General features: G+C 72.3%; 15 protein-coding genes and 1 pseudogene. 7 read left to right on the forward strand and 9 right to left on the reverse strand.

Annotation, left to right across the window (positions count from 1 at the left end; translation table 11 throughout):
• Positions 1–2 precede the first annotated feature (2 nt).
• From ACIPUC_RS16390 to ACIPUC_RS16415, 6 genes are all read right to left on the reverse strand, one after another.
• Positions 3–515: a MaoC family dehydratase gene (locus ACIPUC_RS16390; protein ID WP_030155134.1), complete on the reverse strand. Its 513-nt coding sequence runs from the start codon at positions 513–515 to the stop codon at positions 3–5.
• A gap of 5 nt (positions 516–520) precedes the next feature.
• A complete protein-coding gene (locus ACIPUC_RS16395) occupies positions 521–1495 on the reverse strand; it encodes an HpcH/HpaI aldolase/citrate lyase family protein (protein WP_249768874.1) in 975 nt (324 codons plus the stop codon).
• Complete coding sequence (locus ACIPUC_RS16400; RefSeq protein ID WP_446590038.1) at positions 1492–3561, reverse strand: protein meaA; 2070 nt, start codon at positions 3559–3561, stop codon at positions 1492–1494. The genes ACIPUC_RS16395 and ACIPUC_RS16400 overlap by 4 nt, the downstream gene beginning before the upstream one ends.
• 22 nt (positions 3562–3583) lie before the next feature.
• Positions 3584–4921 carry a crotonyl-CoA carboxylase/reductase gene (gene ccrA, locus ACIPUC_RS16405; protein ID WP_446590040.1) on the reverse strand — a complete coding sequence of 446 codons (1338 nt, stop codon included), beginning with the start codon at positions 4919–4921 and terminating at the stop codon, positions 3584–3586.
• 414 nt (positions 4922–5335) lie between these two features.
• Entirely contained in the window at positions 5336–6151 is an 816-nt protein-coding gene (locus ACIPUC_RS16410; RefSeq protein WP_446590041.1) for a TetR family transcriptional regulator, read from the reverse strand.
• Positions 6152–6329: 178 nt separating this feature from the next.
• Positions 6330–8126, reverse strand: coding sequence for a 3-hydroxyacyl-CoA dehydrogenase family protein (locus tag ACIPUC_RS16415; RefSeq protein WP_446590043.1), 1797 nt, complete (start codon positions 8124–8126; stop codon positions 6330–6332).
• Between the two features lie 435 nt (positions 8127–8561).
• Between ACIPUC_RS16415 and ACIPUC_RS16420 the strand changes: the two genes are divergently transcribed.
• Positions 8562–9122 (forward strand): adenylosuccinate lyase, encoded by a 561-nt coding sequence (locus ACIPUC_RS16420; RefSeq protein WP_446590045.1) that lies wholly within the window; start codon positions 8562–8564, stop codon positions 9120–9122.
• Between the two features lie 12 nt (positions 9123–9134).
• Positions 9135–9551 (forward strand): RidA family protein, encoded by a 417-nt coding sequence (locus tag ACIPUC_RS16425; RefSeq protein ID WP_446590046.1) that lies wholly within the window; start codon positions 9135–9137, stop codon positions 9549–9551.
• A gap of 3 nt (positions 9552–9554) precedes the next feature.
• Here the strand turns inward: ACIPUC_RS16425 and ACIPUC_RS16430 are convergent, their stop codons facing one another.
• Together ACIPUC_RS16430 and ACIPUC_RS16435 are read right to left on the reverse strand one after the other, a co-directional pair.
• Positions 9555–11132: an alpha/beta hydrolase gene (locus ACIPUC_RS16430; protein ID WP_446590047.1), complete on the reverse strand. Its 1578-nt coding sequence runs from the start codon at positions 11130–11132 to the stop codon at positions 9555–9557.
• 111 nt (positions 11133–11243) lie between these two features.
• Positions 11244–12266: an Rv2578c family radical SAM protein gene (locus ACIPUC_RS16435; protein ID WP_446590049.1), complete on the reverse strand. Its 1023-nt coding sequence runs from the start codon at positions 12264–12266 to the stop codon at positions 11244–11246.
• A 162-nt stretch (positions 12267–12428) separates the two neighbouring features.
• Here ACIPUC_RS16435 and ACIPUC_RS16440 point away from each other — a divergent pair, with 162 nt between their 5' ends.
• From ACIPUC_RS16440 to ACIPUC_RS16455, 4 genes and pseudogenes are all read left to right on the forward strand, one after another.
• Positions 12429–12872 carry an SRPBCC family protein gene (locus ACIPUC_RS16440; RefSeq protein ID WP_446590051.1) on the forward strand — a complete coding sequence of 148 codons (444 nt, stop codon included), beginning with the start codon at positions 12429–12431 and terminating at the stop codon, positions 12870–12872.
• A gap of 154 nt (positions 12873–13026) precedes the next feature.
• Positions 13027–13863: a M55 family metallopeptidase gene (locus tag ACIPUC_RS16445; protein ID WP_446590052.1), complete on the forward strand. Its 837-nt coding sequence runs from the start codon at positions 13027–13029 to the stop codon at positions 13861–13863.
• Position 13864: 1 nt separating this feature from the next.
• Entirely contained in the window at positions 13865–15262 is a 1398-nt protein-coding gene (locus ACIPUC_RS16450) for a M20/M25/M40 family metallo-hydrolase (protein WP_446590440.1), read from the forward strand.
• A 13-nt stretch (positions 15263–15275) separates the two neighbouring features.
• Positions 15276–17241: pseudogene (locus ACIPUC_RS16455) on the forward strand (prolyl oligopeptidase family serine peptidase).
• On the opposite strand, the gene ACIPUC_RS16460 reads toward ACIPUC_RS16455, so the two are convergent.
• The gene (locus ACIPUC_RS16460; RefSeq protein WP_446590441.1) at positions 17238–17957 is read right to left on the reverse strand and encodes a hypothetical protein; all 720 of its coding nucleotides are present in this window, start codon (positions 17955–17957) and stop codon (positions 17238–17240) included. The pseudogene ACIPUC_RS16455 and the gene ACIPUC_RS16460 sit on opposite strands and share 4 nt — an antisense overlap.
• Positions 17958–17995: 38 nt before the next feature.
• On the opposite strand from ACIPUC_RS16460, the gene ACIPUC_RS16465 reads away from it, so the two are divergent.
• Positions 17996–18559: a GNAT family N-acetyltransferase gene (locus tag ACIPUC_RS16465; protein WP_446590054.1), complete on the forward strand. Its 564-nt coding sequence runs from the start codon at positions 17996–17998 to the stop codon at positions 18557–18559.
• Positions 18560–18576 lie beyond the last annotated feature (17 nt).

Raw genomic sequence — 18576 nt, forward strand, 5'->3', positions numbered from 1 at the left:
GGCTACTTCCCCTGTTCCTTCAGCTGCGGGCGGCCGGGCTGCTCGCCGCCGCGCTCCTTGATGTACGTCTCGGTCGGGACCATCACCTTGCGCCGGAAGACGCAGACGAGGGTGCCGTCCTGCTTGTAGCCCTTGGTCTCGACGTAGACGATGCCGCGGTCGTTCTTCGACTTCGACGGGGTCTTGTCGAGGACCGTGGTCTCGCCGTAGATGGTGTCGCCGTGGAACGTCGGCGCCACGTGCCGCAGGGACTCGATCTCCAGGTTGGCGATGGCCTTCCCGGAGACGTCCGGCACGGACATGCCGAGCAGCAGCGAGTAGATGTAGTTGCCCACGACCACGTTCTTGCCGAAGTCGGTCGTGTTCTCGGCGTAGTTGCTGTCCATGTGGAGCGGGTGGTGGTTCATGGTCAGCAGACAGAAGAGGTGGTCGTCGTACTCCGTGACCGTCTTCCCGGGCCAGTGCTTGTAGACCGCCCCGACCTCGAACTCCTCGTACGTGCGTCCGAACTGCATGGGGATCAGGCCTCCGGAATCTCGAACTTGCTGGTGCGCTGCATGCCCGCCGCGCGCCCCTTGCCCGCGATGACCAGGGCCATCTTGCGGCTGGCCTCGTCGATCATCTCGTCGCCGAGCATCGCGGAGCCCTTCTTGCCGCCGGCCTCGGAGGTGCACCAGTCGTACGCGTCGAGGATCAGCTCGGCGTGGTCGTAGTCCTCCTGGGAGGGGGAGAAGACCTCGTTGGCCGCGTCGACCTGGCCCGGGTGCAGCACCCACTTGCCGTCGAAGCCCAGCGCCGCCGCCCGCCCGGCCACCTCGCGGTACGCGTCCACGTCGCGGATCTGCAGGAAGGGGCCGTCGATCGCCTGGAGGTTGTGCATGCGGGCCGCCATCAGGATCCGCATCAGGATGTAGTGGTAGGCGTCCGCGCCGTACCCGGGCGGCTGCATGCCCACGACCAGCGACTTCATGTTGATCGAGGCCATGAAGTCGGCCGGGCCGAAGATGATGGTCTCCAGCCGGGGGGAGGCGGCGGCGATCTCGTCGACGTTCACCAGGCCCTTGGCGTTCTCGATCTGCGCCTCGATGCCGATCTTGCCGACCTCGAAGCCCATGGTCTTCTCGATCTGGGTCAGCAGGAGGTCGAGGGCCACGACCTGCTGGGCGTCCTGGACCTTCGGCAGCATGATGCAGTCGAGGTTCTGGCCGGCGCCCTCGACGACCGTGATGACATCGCGGTACGTCCAGTGCGTGGTCCAGTCGTTGACGCGCACGACGCGGGTCTTGCCCGTCCAGTCACCGTTGTTCAGCGCGTCCACGATCGTGTGGCGGGCGCCTTCCTTGGCGAGCGGCGCGCAGGCGTCCTCCAGGTCCAGGAAGACCTGGTCGGCCGGCAGGCCCTGGGCCTTCTCCAGGAAGCGCGGGTTCGAACCCGGCACCGCGAGGCAGGAGCGACGCGGGCGAAGGCGGTTCACCGGGTGGACAGGCGTGGTCATGCGGGGACCTCCGTGCTTGCAACGATTTCGAGAGGGGCGAGCTTGTTGGCTTTGCGGATCTCGTCGACGATACGGCCGATGATCTCCGTGATGCCGAAGTCCTTCGGCGTGAAGACGGCGGCCACACCGGCTGCCTTGAGTGTGATGGCATCCGCGTTCGGAATGATGCCTCCGACGATGACGGGAATGTCACCCGCCCCCGCCGTGCGCAGCCGCTCCAGGACGTCCGGGACGAGCGCGCTGTGGGAGCCGGACAGGATGGACAGTCCCACGCAGTGCACGTCCTCGGCCAGCGCCGCGGAGGAGATCTCCTCAGGCGTCAGCCGGATGCCCTGGTAGACCACCTCGAAGCCGGCGTCGCGGGCCCGGACGGCGATCTGCTCGGCGCCGTTGGAGTGCCCGTCCAGGCCCGGCTTGCCGACCAGCAGGCGCAGCCGGCCCGAGCCGAGCTCGTCGGCCGTACGAGCGACCTTCGCGCGGACCTCGTGCATCGGCGTACCGGGCTCGGCGGTGACCGCCACCGGGGCCGAGGAGACCCCGGTCGGGGCGCGGAACTCGCCGAAGACCTCGCGCAGGGCGTTCGCCCACTCGCCGGTGGTGACACCCGCCCGGGCGCACTCCAGGGTGGCGTCCATCAGGTTCTCGGTGCCCGCCGCGGCCTCCTTGAGGCGCTCCAGGGCCTGCCGGGTGGTGGGGAAGACGAACGGGTCGCCGTTCCCCTGCCGCTGCGAGGACTCCTCGCGCTCGGCGCGCCAGCGGGCGATGCGCTCGACGGTGAGCGCCTCCACCGCCGGGTCCACCGTCATGATGGCGCCGTCCAGGTCCGAGGTGAGCGGGTTCTCCTCGGTCTGCTGGAAGCAGTTCACGCCGACGATCTTGTCCTCGCCGGCCTCGATCCGCGCCCGCCGCTCGGCGTGCGAGGAGACCAGCTGGGACTTCAGGTACCCGGACTCGACGGCCGCCATCGCGCCGCCCATCTCCTGGATCCGGTCGATCTCGGCCATGCAGTCGGCGACCAGGGAGTCGACTTTGGCCTCGATGACGGTGGATCCGGCGAATATGTCCTCGTACTCCAGCAGGTCGCTCTCGTGCGCCAGGACCTGCTGGATGCGCAGCGACCACTGCTGGTCCCAGGGGCGGGGCAGGCCCAGTGCCTCGTTCCAGGCGGGCAGCTGCACCGCGCGGGCGCGGGCGTCCTTGGAGAGGGTGACGGCCAGCATCTCGAGCACGATGCGCTGGACGTTGTTCTCCGGCTGCGCCTCCGTCAGGCCCAGGGAGTTGACCTGGACGCCGTAGCGGAAGCGGCGCTGCTTCTCGTTCTCGATGCCGTAGCGCTCACGGGTGACCTGGTCCCAGATGCGGCCGAAGGCGCGCATCTTGCACATCTCCTCGATGAAGCGGACGCCCGCGTTCACGAAGAAGGAGATCCGGGCGACCACCTCCCCGAAGCGCTCCTCGGGCACCTGGCCCGAGTCGCGCACCGAGTCCAGCACCGCGATCGCGGTGGACATCGCGTACGAGATCTCCTGGACCGGGGTGGCTCCGGCCTCCTGCAGGTGGTAGCTGCAGATGTTGATCGGGTTCCACTTCGGGATGTGGTTGACCGTGTACGCGATCATGTCCGTCGTCAGGCGGAGCGAGGGTCCCGGCGGGAAGACGTGCGTCCCGCGCGAGAGGTACTCCTTGACGATGTCGTTCTGGGTGGTGCCCTGGAGCTGGGAGACGTCCGCCCCCTGCTCCTCGGCGGCCACCTGGTAGAGCGCCAGCAGCCACATGGCGGTGGCGTTGATCGTCATCGAGGTGTTCATCTGCTCCAGGGGGATGTCCTGGAACAGCCGCCGCATGTCGCCCAGATGGGAGACGGGGACCCCGACCCGGCCCACCTCGCCGCGGGCGAGGACGTGGTCCGGGTCGTAGCCGGTCTGCGTCGGCAGGTCGAAGGCGACCGACAGGCCGGTCTGGCCCTTGGCGAGGTTGCGGCGGTACAGCTCGTTGGACGCCTCGGCCGTGGAGTGGCCGGCGTACGTCCGCATGAGCCACGGCCTGTCCTTCTGGCGCTCTGTCATCTCAGGCGATCCTCTGCGGACTTCAGATGTTGCGGAACCGGTTGATGGCGTCGACGTGCTGGGCGCGCAGCTCGTGGTCGCGGATGCCCAGACCCTCCTCGGGAGCCAGCGCCAGGACGCCGACCTTGCCCTGGTGCAGGTTGCGGTGGACGTCGTACGCGGCCTGGCCGGTCTCCTCCAGGGAGTAGACCTTCGACAGGGTGGGGTGGATCTTGCCCTTGGCGACCAGGCGGTTGGCCTCCCACGCCTCGCGGTAGTTCGCGAAGTGCGAGCCGACGATCCGCTTGAGCGACATCCACAGGTAGCGGTTGTCGTACTCGTGGTTGTAGCCGGAGGTCGAGGCGCAGGTGACGATCGTGCCGCCCTTGCGGGTGACGTAGACGGAGGCGCCGAAGGTCTCGCGGCCCGGGTGCTCGAAGACGATGTCCACGTCCTCGCCGCCGGTCAGCTCGCGGATGCGCTTGCCGAAGCGCTTCCACTCCTTCGGGTCCTGGGTGTGCTCGTCCTTCCAGAACTTGTAGCCCTCGGCGTTGCGGTCGATGACCGCCTCCGCGCCCATCGCGCGGCAGATGGCCGCCTTCTCGGGGCTGGAGACCACGCAGATCGGGTTCGCGCCGCCGGCGAGGGCGAACTGGGTGGCGTACGAGCCGAGTCCGCCGCTGGCGCCCCAGATCAGGACGTTGTCGCCCTGCTTCATGCCGGCGCCGTTGCGGGAGACCAGCTGGCGGTAGGCGGTGGAGTTGACCAGGCCGGGGGAGGCGGCCTCCTCCCAGCTGAGGTGGCCGGGCTTGGGCATCAGCTGGTTCGACTTGACGAGTGCGATCTCGGCCAGGCCGCCGAAGTTGGTCTCGAAGCCCCAGATGCGCTGCTCGGGGTCGAGCATCGTGTCGTTGTGGCCGTCCGAGGACTCCAGCTCGACCGACAGGCAGTGCGCGACGACCTCGTCGCCCGGCTTCCAGGCGTTCACGCCGGGGCCGGTGCGCAGCACGACGCCCGCGAGGTCGGAGCCGATGATGTGGTACGGGAGGTCGTGGCGCTTGGTGAGCTCCGACAGGCGCCCGTAGCGCTCCAGGAAGCTGAAGGTGGACACCGGCTCGAAGATCGAGGTCCACACGGAGTTGTAGTTGACCGACGAGGCCATGACGGCCACCAGGGCCTCGCCCGGGCCGAGTTCCGGCACCGGGACCTGGTCCAGGTGCAGGGACTTGCGCGGGTCCTTCTCGCGGGTGGTGAGCCCCGCGAACATCTCCGTCTCGTCCTTGTGCACGGTGATCGCGCGGTACGAGTCGGGGAGCGGCAGGGCCGCGAAGTCGGCGGCCGTAGCGGCCTGCGACTGGATCGCGTCCAGGATGTCCTTCACGGTAGAGCCTCCGGCTAGCGCTGATGAGGGTGCGCTGAGGTAAACAGGGGTGCGTGGAGCGGGTGCGGGTGTGCCGTCGGTCCGGCGGGTGCAGTGGTGCTGGCGACGCCTGTGGTGGGGCGTGCGGTGCCTGGTGACGCAGGCATCCGGGGCGCGTTCCGTGCCGAGTGGGCGTGGGTCGCGGGGACATCCGGACGAGATTCAACGTATGGCACCCCGTGTCACCCGGCAAGGCACCGCGTGCCAAAAGTTTCTCTCATTTGCCGATTGACCTGCGCGGATGAGCGATGATCGATCAGAGTTACCCGCGAGTAGGGGCAAGCCGGACATACAAAAGGGCCGCCCCCCGAGCGGGGGCGGCCCTGTGTGACGAGGATCGCGCGTGCTGCTCTTCGACGTGCGCTGCCTTTTTGGCTACGTGGTGCGCAGTGCTTCTTCGATGGTCCGCATGACCTCGTCCAGCGGGGCGTCCGTCCGGGCCACCGCCACCAGCACCTCGCCCTGCGTACGGACCGCGGCCGGCGCGGCGGGCGCCGCGGGGCTCAGCGTGCGGCCCGCGCCGATCCCCGTACCGAAGGTCTTGCGCACGATCGCGAAGGCGTGGTCCAGCTGGGCCTCCACGTCCCCCTCGCCGCCCGCCCGCAGCCAGCGCCGCAGCACGTGGTTGTGGGCGGTCACCACCGCGGAGGCGGCCACCTCGGCCAGCAGCGGGTCGTCGTTGCCGTCGTGGTGGTCCTGCTCGTCGAAGTGGGCGAGCAGGTAGCGGGTGAACAGCCGCTCGTAGCGGGCCACCGAGGCGATCTCCCGCTCCCGCAGCGCCGGCACCTCGCGGGTCAGCCGGTAGCGCTCCACCGACACCGCCGGCGAGGCGGCGTACATCTTCATGACTTCCTTGATCCCGCGGCACACCGTGTCGAGCGGGTGCTCGTGCGCCGGGGCCACGTCGAGGACGGCCTCGGCGCGGGTCAGGGTGTCGTCGTGGTCCGGGAAGATCGCCTCTTCCTTGGACCGGAAGTGCCGGAAGAAGGTGCGGCGCGCCACCCCGGCGGTCGCGGCGATCTCGTCGACCGTCGTCGCCTCGTACCCCTTGGTCGCGAACAGCTCCATCGCGGCCGCGGCGAGCTCGCGGCGCATCTTGAGCCGCTGTGCGGCCGCCTTGGTGCCGGCCGTGCTCTCCTGTGCGTCGGAGGCCGCGGCGGCGCGGGACGAGGTCTTGGCGGGCTGGGACATAGAGCGAACGTACTTCATCTGCGCCGCGGAGCGCGCCCGAGGGGGGTGGGACGGGGGTGGATGCGGGGGAGGACCGGCACTGGGCACACAGTGCTCGTCGGGAGGGTTCGCCCACCGTGAGGGTGCGGAGGGCCCGAGGAGCCCTCCCCACGCATCCGGCTCGTGGCCCGGCCGGGGGTTACCGGCGGGCGTACTCACGGAATCCGCGGCCGGTCTTCCGGCCCAGGCAGCCCGCCGCCACCAGGTGCTCGAGCAGCGGGGACGGGGCCAGGCCCGGGTCGCGGAACTCCTTGTGGAGGACCTTCTCGATGGCCAGCGAGACGTCGAGGCCGACCACGTCGAGGAGCTCGAAGGGCCCCATCGGGTACCCGCCGCCCAGCTTCATCGCCACGTCGATCTGGTCGAGGCTCGCGTAGTGCTGCTCGACCATCTTGATCGCGTTGTTGAGGTACGGGAACAGCAGCGCGTTCACGATGAAGCCGGCCCGGTCGCCGCAGTCCACCGGGTGCTTGCGCACCTTGACGCAGATCTCGCGGACCGTGGCGTGCACCTCGTCGGCCGTCAGGACCGTGCGGACCACCTCGACCAGCTTCATCGCCGGGGCCGGGTTGAAGAAGTGCATGCCGATCACGTCCTGCGGGCGCGAGGTCACGCGGGCCACGGCGATCACCGGCAGCGAGGAGGTGGTCGTCGCCAGCACGGCGCCCGGCTTGCAGACCTTGTCCAGGGCCGCGAACAGCTCCTGCTTGACCGCGAGGTCCTCGGCCACGGCCTCCACGGCCAGGTCCACCTCGGCGAAGGCGTCCAGCGAACCGGCCGGGGTGATCCGGCCCAGGGTCTGCGCGGCGGCCTCCTCGGTCAGCCGGCCCTTGGACACCGCACGGCCCAAGGACTTGCCGATCGCGGCCTTCGCGGCCTCCGCCTTCTCCTGGCTGCGGGCGGCCAGCACCACGTCGAACCCGGACTGCGCGAAGACCTGCGCGATCCCGCTCGCCATGGTGCCCGAGCCGGCCACGCCGACCGAGGTGACGGGACGGCCCGCGCCGAGCCGGGACTCCTCCGGCGGGGTCTGCTGGTCGCGGACGATCACGGAGCTGCCCGGGGCCTCGTACGTGTAGAAGCCGCGCCCGGACTTCTGCCCGGTCAGGCCCGCCTCGGCGAGGTGGCCCAGGATCGGGGCCGGGGCGTGCAGCCGGTCGCCGGAGGAGGTGTACATGGCCTCCAGGACGGTGCGCGCCGTGTCCACGCCGATCAGGTCGAGCAGCGCGAGCGGGCCCATGGGCAGACCGCAGCCGAGCCGCATCGCCGCGTCGATGTCCTCGCGGGAGGCGTACTTCGCCTCGTACATGGCGGCGGCCTGGTTGAGGTAGCCGAAGAGCAGGCCGTCGGCGACGAAGCCGGGCCGGTCGCCGACCGCGACGGGCTCCTTGCCGAGCTCGCGGGCGAGCTCGGTGACGGCCCCGACGGCCGGCGGGGCGGTCAGCACGCTGGAGACGACCTCGACCAGCTTCATCGCCGGAGCCGGGTTGAAGAAGTGCAGGCCGAGCACGCGCTCGGGGTGCTGGGACTCGGCGGCGAGGCGGGTCACCGACAGGGCGTTGGTGCCGGTGGCGAGGATCGTGTCGGGCCGGACGATCGCGTCGAGCTCGCGGAACACCTGCTGCTTGAGCTCGTAGGACTCCGGCACGACCTCGATGACGAGGTCGGCCTCGGCGGCGGCGCCCAGCTCGGTGAAGGTGCGGAAGCGGGCGAGCACGTCCGCCCGCTCCTGCTCGGTGAGGCGCTCCCGGGTGACGGAGCGCTCGGTGGCCGCCGCGAGCGAGTCCGCGGCCCGGCGGGTGGCGGCCTCGCTGACGTCGATGCCGATGACCTCGCGGCCGGCGCGGGCGAGGACCTCGGCGATGCCGGTGCCCATGGTGCCGAGGCCGACGACGGCGATGGTCTGGAGGGTGGGGTGACTGGACTGACGGTCCATCGAGGGACTCCAGTGGATGAGGGTGACGACTGAGGGGGCGCGCGGCGCACAGCGCGCGCAGTGCCGTACGGGAGATCCATGCGGAAACCGTGCGGAGGAAAGGCAGAGGAGGTGTCCGGAGCGGAACGCCCGGAGCGAGACGCCCGCAGGCAGGTGCCCATGGGCGGATGCCCGGAGGGGATGCCCGCGGAGCGGAAGCGGCGGAAACCCTGTCCCGGGGTCACGCCGTGGTGTCGTGCTGAACCGACCGGCACGGGGCGGCTGCGTCACCAGGCCGCCCTCGTACGTGTTGAAGCGACATTAACCCGCCGGTAACTAGTGCGCCAGAGCGCGGAGATGTGACCTGTACCGCCCAAATGTACCGATCATCGATCATCGATCATCAATCGCGGGGAACGGCCCCTGGCGGCGGCCACGGCCCCCTAGGGTGGCCGGGTGAACGACGTGCTGGAGCGCCTGCGGGCGGAAGCCACCGGTTCGCCGGAGTACCCGGAGTACGAGACGCTGCTCGCCGCCGGCCCGGAGGGGCTGGCGGCCGCCCTGACCTCGGCCGGGCTGCCCCTGTGGGCCCGCGAACTGGCCGCGTACCGATTGGGGCTGGCAGGGGACCGCCGCGCCTTCGAGTCCCTCGTGCTGCTGCTCAACCACCGGGACCCGCCGCGCTGCGCGGCCGCCGCGGAGGCACTGGCCGTACTCGGCGACCCGCGCACCGCCCGCGCGGCCGCCGCACTCGCCACCAACGGCCTGCGCACCGCCTACGCCCTGCAGCCCGTCCGGCTGCTCACCGCCCTGCGCGCCCCGGAGTCGGTCCCCGCCCTGATGACGACCCTGTCCCGGCTGCTCTCCCCACACGATCCTTACTGGCGGGTCGCCCTGGCCTGCGTGGAGGGCCTCGGCGCCCTCGGCGACCCCCGCGCCCGGGAGCTGCTGACCCGCGCCCAGGCCCACCCCCGCCTCGCGGTGGCGGCCACGGCGGCGCTGCGCGCGCTCGGCTGACAGGATCGGCGCATGACTGATCACCAGACCGGCCACCTCACGCGCATACCCGCACCCGAGGGGGTCGCCCCCGCCACCGGCTACGCCCACGTCGTCCTCGGCACCGGGCGGTTCGTCGCCGTCTCCGGCCAGTGCGCCCTCGACGAGCGGGGCGCGGTCGTCGGCGAGGGCGACCCCGCCGCCCAGGCCCGCCAGGTCTTCGAGAACCTGCGGCGCTGCCTGGCGGCGGCCGGGGCGACCTTCGACGACGTCGTGAAGCTGACGTACTTCGTGACGGACGTCGCGCACCTCCCGGCGGTACGGGAGGCGCGCGACGCCGTCATCCCCGCCGACCGGCTGCCCGCGTCCTCGGCCGTCCAGGTCGCGGCCCTGTTCCGGCCGGAACTGCTGCTGGAGGTGGAGGCCTTCGCGGTACTGCCGGCCGGCTGATCCTCAGCCCCGGAAGCCGAGCAGGCCGTGCAGGGCGGCTCCGCCCGCCGAGGGCGGGACCGCGCGGGTCGCCGCGGTCGGCTTCGGGGCGGCCTGGGCGGGGCAGGTGGCGTCCGCGGCCCGGCCCGTCAGCAGATAGGACGCGACCTTCTCGTCCAGGCACTTGTTGCCGCTGAGCGAGATGCCGTGGTTGCCGCCGCCTTCCTCGACGACCAGGGCGGCGCCCTTCAGCTTCTCCCGCATGCTGAGCGCCCCCTGGAACGGGGTGGCCGCGTCCTCCGTCGCCTGGAGGAGGAGGGCGGGCGGGAGGTCGGCATTGGTCACGTCCGGCGCCTCGAGCGGCTCCGTGGGCCAGAACGCGCACGGAGCGTTGTACCAGGCGTTGTTCCAGGTCATGAACGGGGCCTCGGCGTGCGTGCGCCACATGTCCGCGCGCCACTGGTTCCAGTCCTTCGGCCAGGCAGAGTCGCGGCACTGCACCGCCGTGTAGACGCTGTAGCCGTTGCCCGCGGCGGGATCCACCGCACCGAACCGCTCGTACGCCGCCACCAGCGGCTTCGGGTCCTTCTTCACGGCGAACGCCGCGAACGCCTCGGCGAGGCTGGGCCAGTAGCCGTTGAAGTAGGCGCCCGGCATGTAGGTGTCCTCCAGCTCGGCCGGGCCCACCTTGCCGCCCGCGGGCGTCTCGCGCAGCGCCTCCCGCATCGCGTACCAGCGCTCCTCGACCTCCGCCGCGTCGGTGCCGAGCCCGTAGGCGGCGTCGTACTTCGCCACCCAGGCCAGGAAGGCCTTGTGGCGGGAGTCGAAGGCCCGGTCCTGCGCCAGGTTGTCCTGGTACCAGACCCCGCCCGGGTCGACCACGGAGTCCAGGACGAGCCGGTGCACCCGCTGCGGGTGGAGCTTGGCGTACACCGCGCCCAGGTAGGTCCCGTAGGAGTAGCCGAAGTAGCTGATCCGCTCCGCGCCGAGGGCCGTGCGCAGCAGCTCGATGTCGCGGGCGGCGGAGACGGTGCCGATGTGCGGCAGCACGTCCGCGTGCTCGGCCTGGCAGGACTCGGCGAAGGACCGCACCCGGTCCAGGTTGGCCCGCTCGGTCGCCGCGTCCAGCGGTACGGAGTCCGGCCGGACCGGCGTGAAGTGGCCCGCCCCGCAGTCGAGGGCCGGCTCGCTCTTGCCGACGCCCCGCGGGTCGAAGCCGATCACGTCGTACCGGGCGGCCACGTCCTTGGGAAGGGCGGACGCGATGAAGCCCGCCAGGGTGCGCCCGCTGCCGCCCGGGCCGCCGGGGTTGACCAGCAGCGGGCCGGCGGAGGTGGCGGCGGTGTGCGGGACCCGGGTCAGGGCGAGGGAGATCTGGCGTCCGGAGGGCCGGGCGTGGTCGAGGGGGACCTTGAGGGAGGCGCACTGGAGCGTCGGGTAGCGCGGGGTCGCGCAGTCGGTCCAGTGCAGCGCGGCCTGCTTCGGCGCGGCGGCCGGGGCCGCCGGGGCGGCCGAGACCGGGCTCGCGAGGACGGAGGCGACGGCGGCGACGGTGGAGATCGACAGCAGGACAGCGGCGCGCTTCTTCAAGGGGTGGAGCATGGGGCCTCCCAGCCGAGGGTTCTGGGCGGAATCGTCCCGGAAACCACGACCGGAAAGCGGGATTGGACCGCCTATTGGCCCGATGTGATGACCTCTCGGGGGTGACGGGCGTCAGAGGAGGGTGAGCTGGGCGGGCTCGGCGGCCGCCGGGCGCTCGGGGACGACGGTCCGGCGGGCCGGCCCGCGGCCGCTGGGGCCGATGCCGAATTCCGCCGCCAGCTCGTGGACTTGGCGGGTGATCTGCCGCTGGTACCAGGTGGGCGCGTACGAGCCGCCCGCGTACATCCGTTCGTACCGTTCCACGAGGTGCGGGTGGTGCTCGCCCAGCCAGGCCGTGAACCACTCGCGCGCCCCGGGCCGCAGATGGAGTACCAGGGGTGTCACGGAGGTGGCCCCGGATTCGGCGATGGCCCGGACGGTGTCCCGCAGCTGCTCCGGCGCGTCGCCGAGGAAGGGGATGACGGGGGCCATCAGCACCCCGCACTCGATCCCGGCGCCGGTCAGCGTCCGTACGGCGTCCAGCCGGGCGGCGGGAGAGGGCGTCCCCGGCTCCACGGTCCGCCACAGGCCGGTGTCCGTGAAGCCGACGGAGACGGAGATCCCGACCTCGGTGACCGCGGCGGCCTCCCGCAGGAGGGGGAGGTCCCGCAGGATCAGCGTGCCCTTGGTGAGGATGGAGAAGGGGTTGGCGCGGTCGCGCAGCGCCTCGATGATCCCGGGCATCAGCCGGTAGCGGCCCTCGGCGCGCTGGTAGCAGTCGACGTTGGTGCCCATGGCGATGTGCGCCCCGGTCCAGCGGCGCGAGCCGAGCTCGCGGCGCAGCAGCTCGGGGGCGTTGGTCTTGACGACGATCTGCGAGTCGAAGCCGATACCGGTGTCGAGGTCCAGATAGCCGTGGGTCTTGCGGGCGAAGCAGTACACGCAGGCGTGGCTGCACCCGCGGTAGGGGTTGACCGTCCATTCGAACGGCATGCGCGAGGCCCCGGGCACCCGGTTGACGATCGAGCGGGCGCGGACCTCGTGGAAGGTGATCCCGCGGAACTCGGGGGTGTCGATCGTGCGCGTCACGACGGCGTCGGCCCCGAAGAGCGCGGTCGGGCCCGTGGGCCCCTCGGTCAGGTTGTCCCAGCGCATCGGCGCCTCCCTCGGTAGCTGGGGCCGAGAATAGAACAAACGTTCCCATGATCGTGCCGGAGGTTCCCCGCCCGGCCCGTTCCCGGCGGCGGATTTGGGCGACTGACCCGGAGGTGGTTGGCTTCGGCGTGACGAGCGATCACAACTGCTGGAGGAACAGCTATGGCGCAGGTCGAGGCCACCACGGAGCGGATCATCGCGGCCGACGCGGAGACCGTGTTCGACGCGCTGGCGGACTACACCGGGACCCGCGGGAAGCTGCTGCCCGAGCACTTCAGCGAGTACGAGGTGCGCGAGGGCGGCGACGGCGAGGGGACCCTGGTGCACTGGAAGCTCCAGGCCACCAGCAAGCGGGTGCGCGACTGCCTGCTGGAGGTCAGCGAGCCCACCGACGGACAGCTGGTGGAGAAGGACCGCAACTCCTCCATGGTCACCACCTGGCTGGTCACCCCGGCCGGCGAGGGCAAGTCCAAGGCCGTGGTCACCACCGTGTGGAACGGCGCCGGCGGCATCGGCGGCTTCTTCGAGCGCACCTTCGCCCCCAAGGGCCTCGGCCGCATCTACGACACCGTGCTCGCCAACCTGGCCGCCGAAGTCGAGGCCTGAGCCCGGGCGCCCGGCGCGCCGGACGGCTCACCGGATCGGGTGGATTTCCCCCGGCCCGGTGAGCCGCCGTGCCGGGCGGCGCGGAGACGTGCCCCACGTCCCGGAGACCGCTTAGGCTGGGTCTCCGTCTCCGCACCGACCGCCCGGGGGCCCGATGAAGATCCTCATCTCCGCCGACATGGAGGGCGCCACCGGCGTCACCTGGCCCGAGGACGTGCTGCCCGGGGCGTCCCAGTGGGAGCGCTGCCGGGGGATGTTCACCTCCGACGTGAACGCGGCCGTGCTCGGGTTCTACGACGGCGGCGCCGACCAGGTCCTCATCAACGAGGCCCACTGGACCATGCGCAACCTCCTCCTGGAGAAGCTCGACGCCCGCGCCGAGATGCTCACCGGCCGCCACAAGACGCTCTCCATGGTCGAGGGCGTCCAGCACGGGGACATCGACGGGATCGCCTTCGTCGGCTACCACACGGGAGCCGGCTCCGAAGGGGTCCTCGCCCACACCTACCTCGCCAACTCCATCACCGGCGTGTGGCTCAACGGGACCCGGGCCAGCGAGGGACTGCTCAACGCGCACGTCGTCGCCGAGTACGGGGTTCCGGTCATCCTGGTCACCGGCGACGACCTGACCTGCGCCGACGCCGCCGGATACGCGCCGGACGCGGTGACCGTCGCCGTGAAGGACCACGTCTCGCGCTACGCCGCCGTCTGCCGGACCCCGGCCCGCACCGCCGCCGACATCCGCGCGGCGGCCAAGGAGGCCACGGCCCTGGCGGTCCGGCGCGATCCCGTGCCCGGCGCCGGCCCCTACACCGTGGAGGTCGAGTTCGACGCCGAACACCTGGCCATGGCGGCCACGGTGGTCCCGGGCGCCGAGCGGTGCGGCGAACGCAGGATCGCGTACAGCAGCGAGACGATGTACGACGGGATCCGCACCTTCAAGGCGGTCACGACGGTCGTCGCCGCGGCCGTGGAGGAGCAGTATGGCTGACATGCCCGCAGTCACCGTCGAGGTCGCCGCCGAGGTCGCCGCCGAGGTCCCCGACCAGGCCCAGGACCGCGCCCCGGCCGACGCCGTCGACGAGGCCGCCCTCGACGAGGCGGTCGAGTTCACCTCCGGCCTCATCCGGATCGACACCACCAACCGGGGCGGCGGCGACTGCCGCGAGCGCCCCGCCGCCGAGTACGCCGCCGAACGGCTCGCCGCCGCCGGACTGGAGCCGGTCCTGCTGGAGCGCACGCCGGGCCGCACCAACGTGGTGGCCCGGATCGCGGGTTCGGACCCGTCCGCCGAGGCGCTCCTCGTCCACGGCCACCTCGACGTGGTCCCGGCCGAGGCCGCCGACTGGAGCGTGGACCCCTTCTCGGGGGAGGTCCGCGACGGCGTGGTCTGGGGCCGCGGGGCCGTCGACATGAAGAACATGGACGCGATGGTGCTGGCCGTCGTACGGGCCTGGGCGCGGGCCGGTGTGCAGCCGCGCCGGGACATCGTGATCGCCTTCACCGCCGACGAGGAGGACAGCGCGGTCGACGGCTCCGGCTTCCTCGCCGACCGGCACCCGCACCTCTTCGAAGGCTGCACGGAGGGCATCAGCGAGTCCGGCGCCTTCACCGTGCACCCCGGCGACGGGCAGGCCCTCTACCCGATCGCCGCCGGTGAACGCGGCACGGCATGGCTGAAGTTGACCGCGCACGGCACCGCCGGACACGGCTCCAAGCCCAACCGGGCCAATGCCGTGACCCGGCTCGCCGCCGCCGTCGCCCGGATCGGCGCGTACGAGTGGCCGGTCCGCCTCACCGGCACGGTCGTCTCCTGCATCACCGAACTCGCCGCCCTCCAGGGCCTGTCGGTGGACCCCAGGGCCCCGGGCTTCGACCTCGACGGCGTCCTCGGCAGGCTCGGCCCGGCCGCCGCCCTCGTCGACGCCACCGTACGCAACAGCGCCAACCCCACGATGCTCACCGCCGGTTACAAGCTCAACGTGGTCCCGGGCCAGGCCACCGCCTACGTGGACGGCCGGATACTGCCGGGCGGCGAAGCCGAGTTCATCGCCACCCTGGACGCGCTCACCGGCCCCGACGTGCGGTGGGAGTTCCACCACCGCGAGGTCGCGCTCGAAGCCCCCGTGAACGGGCGGACCTACGGGATCCTGCGCGAGTCCGTCGAGCGGTTCGACCCGGACGGGCACGTGGTGCCGTTCTGCATGGCGGGCGGCACCGACGCCAAGCAGTTCTCCCGCCTCGGCATCGCAGGCTACGGCTTCTCCCCGCTCAAGCTGCCGCCCGGCTTCGACTACTGGTCCCTGTTCCACGGCGTGGACGAGCGGGTCCCCGTCGACGCCCTGCACTTCGGCGTCCGCGTCCTCGACCACGCGCTGCGGACCTTGTGAGCGGGACCCTGTGATGGCGGGGGCGACCAGGCCCTACGGAAGCTGGCCCTCACCCATCGCCGCCGAACTCGCCGCCTCCCTCGACGGGCGGCCCGAGTACGTGGGCACGGTCGGCCCCGAGGTGTGGTGGACCGAGCCCCGGCCGCGGGAGGGCGGCCGCCGCGCCCTGGGACGTGCGCAGCCGGGTCACCGAGTACGGCGGCCAGCCCTGGGCCGGAGCCGAACGGGCCGAAGGCGGGCCGCTGCTGGTCTTCGTGCACTTCGCCGACCAGCGGCTCTACGCCTACGAGCCGGACGCGCCCGGCGACGCGGCGAGGCCGCGGCCCCTGACGCCCGTCTCCGCCGTCGGCGGCGGACTGCGCTGGGCCGACCCGGTGCTGCGCGGAAGCGAAGTCTGGTGCGTGCTCGAGGAGTTCACCGGTTCCGCGCCGACCGACGTCCGCCGGGTACCGGTCGCCGTACCGCTGGACGGGTCGGCGGCCGAGGACCGGTCCGCCGTACGCGAACTGACCGACGACCGGTACCGGTTCAGCACCGGGCCCCGGCCCTCCCCGGACGGGCGGCACGCGGCCTGGCTGGTGTGGGACCACCCGCGGATGCCCTGGGACGGCACAGAACTGCGCCTGGCCGAGGTCACGCCGGACGGGCGGCTCGAGCGGGCCCGTACCGTACTGGGCGGCCCTGCCGAGGCCGTCGCCCAGGTCGAGTGGACGGCCGGCGGAGCCCTCCTCGCGGTGAGCGACCGCAGCGGCTGGTGGAACCCGTACCGGGTGGATCCGGCGACGGGCGACGCGGTCAACCTCTGCCCCAGGGAAGAGGAATTCGGCGGACCGCTGTGGAAGCCCGGGCTGCGCTGGCTCGCGCCGCTGTCCGGGGGCACCTCCCAGGCCGAAGGCTCCGGGGGAGGGCTGGTCGCCGTCCTGCACGGACAGGGCTCCTGCGTACTCGGCGTCCTCGACCCCGAGAGCGGGGACCTGGTGGACGCCGCCGGACCGTGGACGGCCTGGCAGCCGACCCTCGCCGTGAGCGGCACCCGCGTGTACGGGGTCGCCGCCAGCCCGCGCAGCGCGTACGAGGTGGTGGAACTGGACACCGCCACCGGGCACGCCCGGGTGGTCGGCGCGCACGGCGTGGATCCGGTCGACCCGGCCTACTACCCGGAGCCGCAGAGCCGGACCTTCCTCGGCCCCGACCACCGGGAGATCCACGCGCACGTCTACCCGCCGCACCACCCGGCCTGCCGGGCCGCCGCCGACGAACTGCCCCCGTACGTGGTGTGGGCGCACGGCGGCCCCACCGACCACGTGCCGCCCGTACTCGACCTGCACATCGCGTACTTCACCTCCCGCGGCATCGGCGTCGTCGAGGTGAACTACGGCGGCTCCACCGGCTACGGCCGCGCCTACCGGGAGCGGCTGCGCGAGCAGTGGGGCGTCGTGGACGTCGAGGACTGCGCGGCGGTGGCCCTGGCGCTGGCCGCCGAGGGCACCGCCGACCCGGACCGGCTCGCCATCCGCGGGGCCAGCGCGGGCGGCTGGACCGCGGCGGCCTCACTGGCCGCCACCGACCTGTACGCCTGCGCGGCGGTGATCTACCCGGTCCTGGACCTGCTCGGCTTCGCCGAGGAGACCCACGACCTGGAGTCCCGCTACCTCGACGGCCTGGCCGGACCGCCGCAGACCCTCGCCGTCCGCTGCCGCGAGCGCTCGCCGGTGGCCCGTGCCGACCGGATCACCGCCCCGTTCGTCCTGCTCCAGGGGCTGGAGGACCCGGTCTGCCCGCCCGCCCAGGCGGAGCGGTTCCTCGCCGCCATGCGGGGGCGGTCGGTGCCGCACGCGTACCTGGCCTTCGCGGGCGAGGGGCACGGCTTCCGCCGGGCGGACACCATGGTCCGCGCGCTGGAGGCCGAACTTTCCCTGTACACCCAGGTGTTCGGGATCGAACGCACCGACGTGCCCCGGCTGGACCTCGAGTTCTAGGCGGCGTGCAGCCAGATGCGGAGCGGGCCGAGCGGGGTGAAACCGGCGCGGACGGCGGCGTCGAGATCGTCCCCCGACTCGTAGCCGACGACCGGCAGTTCGGGCCAGCGGGCGGCGATCGCGTCGAGCGCGCCCGACCAGGCGGCGTCGGTGTCGGCTTCGTCGTGCGCGAACAGGTTTGACAGGCCGACCACCGCGCCGCTGCCCCGGTGCGCGACGGCCCCGGCGGCGATCCGGTCCCCGGCGCGGCCCGCCAGGAAGACGATGTCCCGGCTCGGCAGGGCCCGGTGGAACAGGCCGGTGCTCCGCTCGCCGTCCCAGGCGGCCTCCCACTCCTCCAGCCCGGCGGGGTCGGTGACCGCCGACCACTCCAGGCGGGAGCCGGACCCCGCGGCGGGCGCCGCGGTCGGGCGGTGGATCCACCGGGCCTCGAACAGCACCTCGAAGCCGTCCCCGGCCAGGTCCAGGTCGGCGAAGCTGTCCTTGACCGAGCAACCGGGGCCGTCCGTGTCGATCCCGGCCACCAGCGCCGCCGCCGAGGCGCCCGGGGCGAGGGTCACGGCGTCGGGGTACAGCGGCGGGGTCCGGCGCGCGCTGGTCCAGGCGTCCGGGGCGAACGCGCCGGCCGGTCCGTGGCCGCGCGCGACCGCGTCGCACCACTCGGCGTTGTCGCGCGCCGCGGCGAGCAGGAGTGCGTGAGTGTCGGGGTCGGTGATCACACCGGGGATCCTGTCACACCTCCTAACCTGGGCGGATGACCTTTTCCACGTACCTGCGGGAGGGCGCGAGGGTGGGCCTGCGGCCCTTCCGGCTCGCCGACGGGCCCGAGTTCACCGCACGCGCGCACGAGAGCCGCGCACTCCACCACCCCTGGCTGTTCCCGCCCGCCACCATCGAGGAGTACGAGCCGTACGCGACCCGGCTGACCGAGGGCGAGGGCGAGGGCCGGGCCGGGTTCCTCGTGTGCGAGCTCGGCACCGGCGCCCTGGCGGGCTTCGTCAACATCAACAACATCGTGCGGGGCGCCTTCGAATGCGGGGCCCTCGGCTACGGAGCCTTCGCGCACGCCGCCGGCCGGGGACTGTTCCACGAGGCGCTGCGCCTGGTCCTCGCGCACGCCTTCGCCCCGCCCGGCGGGGGAGGCCTCGGCCTGCACCGCCTGGAGGCCAACATCCAGCCCGGCAACACCGCTTCGATCGCGCTCGTCCGCGGCGCGGGCTTCCGGCTGGAGGGACTCTCCCCGGACTTCCTCCACGTCGACGGCGCCTGGCGCGACCACGAGCGCTGGGCCGTCACCGCCGAAATGCCGATCCCGTAAGCGGCTCGTCGGCCAGG

Source organism: Streptomyces sp. LARHCF249 (assembly GCF_052871255.1).

Coding starts and splice junctions, on each gene's coding strand:
- ACIPUC_RS16390 (WP_030155134.1), bottom strand. CDS start 515: ATGCAGTTCGGACGCACGTACGAGGAGTTCGAGGTCGGGGCGGTCTAC.
- ACIPUC_RS16425 (WP_446590046.1), top strand. CDS start 9,135: ATGACTGATCACCAGACCGGCCACCTCACGCGCATACCCGCACCCGAG.
- ACIPUC_RS16445 (WP_446590052.1), top strand. CDS start 13,027: ATGAAGATCCTCATCTCCGCCGACATGGAGGGCGCCACCGGCGTCACC.
- ACIPUC_RS16450 (WP_446590440.1), top strand. CDS start 13,865: ATGCCCGCAGTCACCGTCGAGGTCGCCGCCGAGGTCGCCGCCGAGGTC.
- ACIPUC_RS16440 (WP_446590051.1), top strand. CDS start 12,429: ATGGCGCAGGTCGAGGCCACCACGGAGCGGATCATCGCGGCCGACGCG.
- ACIPUC_RS16415 (WP_446590043.1), bottom strand. CDS start 8,126: ATGGACCGTCAGTCCAGTCACCCCACCCTCCAGACCATCGCCGTCGTC.
- ACIPUC_RS16465 (WP_446590054.1), top strand. CDS start 17,996: ATGACCTTTTCCACGTACCTGCGGGAGGGCGCGAGGGTGGGCCTGCGG.
- ACIPUC_RS16430 (WP_446590047.1), bottom strand. CDS start 11,132: ATGCTCCACCCCTTGAAGAAGCGCGCCGCTGTCCTGCTGTCGATCTCC.
- ACIPUC_RS16395 (WP_249768874.1), bottom strand. CDS start 1,495: ATGACCACGCCTGTCCACCCGGTGAACCGCCTTCGCCCGCGTCGCTCC.
- ACIPUC_RS16400 (WP_446590038.1), bottom strand. CDS start 3,561: ATGACAGAGCGCCAGAAGGACAGGCCGTGGCTCATGCGGACGTACGCC.
- ACIPUC_RS16410 (WP_446590041.1), bottom strand. CDS start 6,151: ATGTCCCAGCCCGCCAAGACCTCGTCCCGCGCCGCCGCGGCCTCCGAC.
- ACIPUC_RS16435 (WP_446590049.1), bottom strand. CDS start 12,266: ATGCGCTGGGACAACCTGACCGAGGGGCCCACGGGCCCGACCGCGCTC.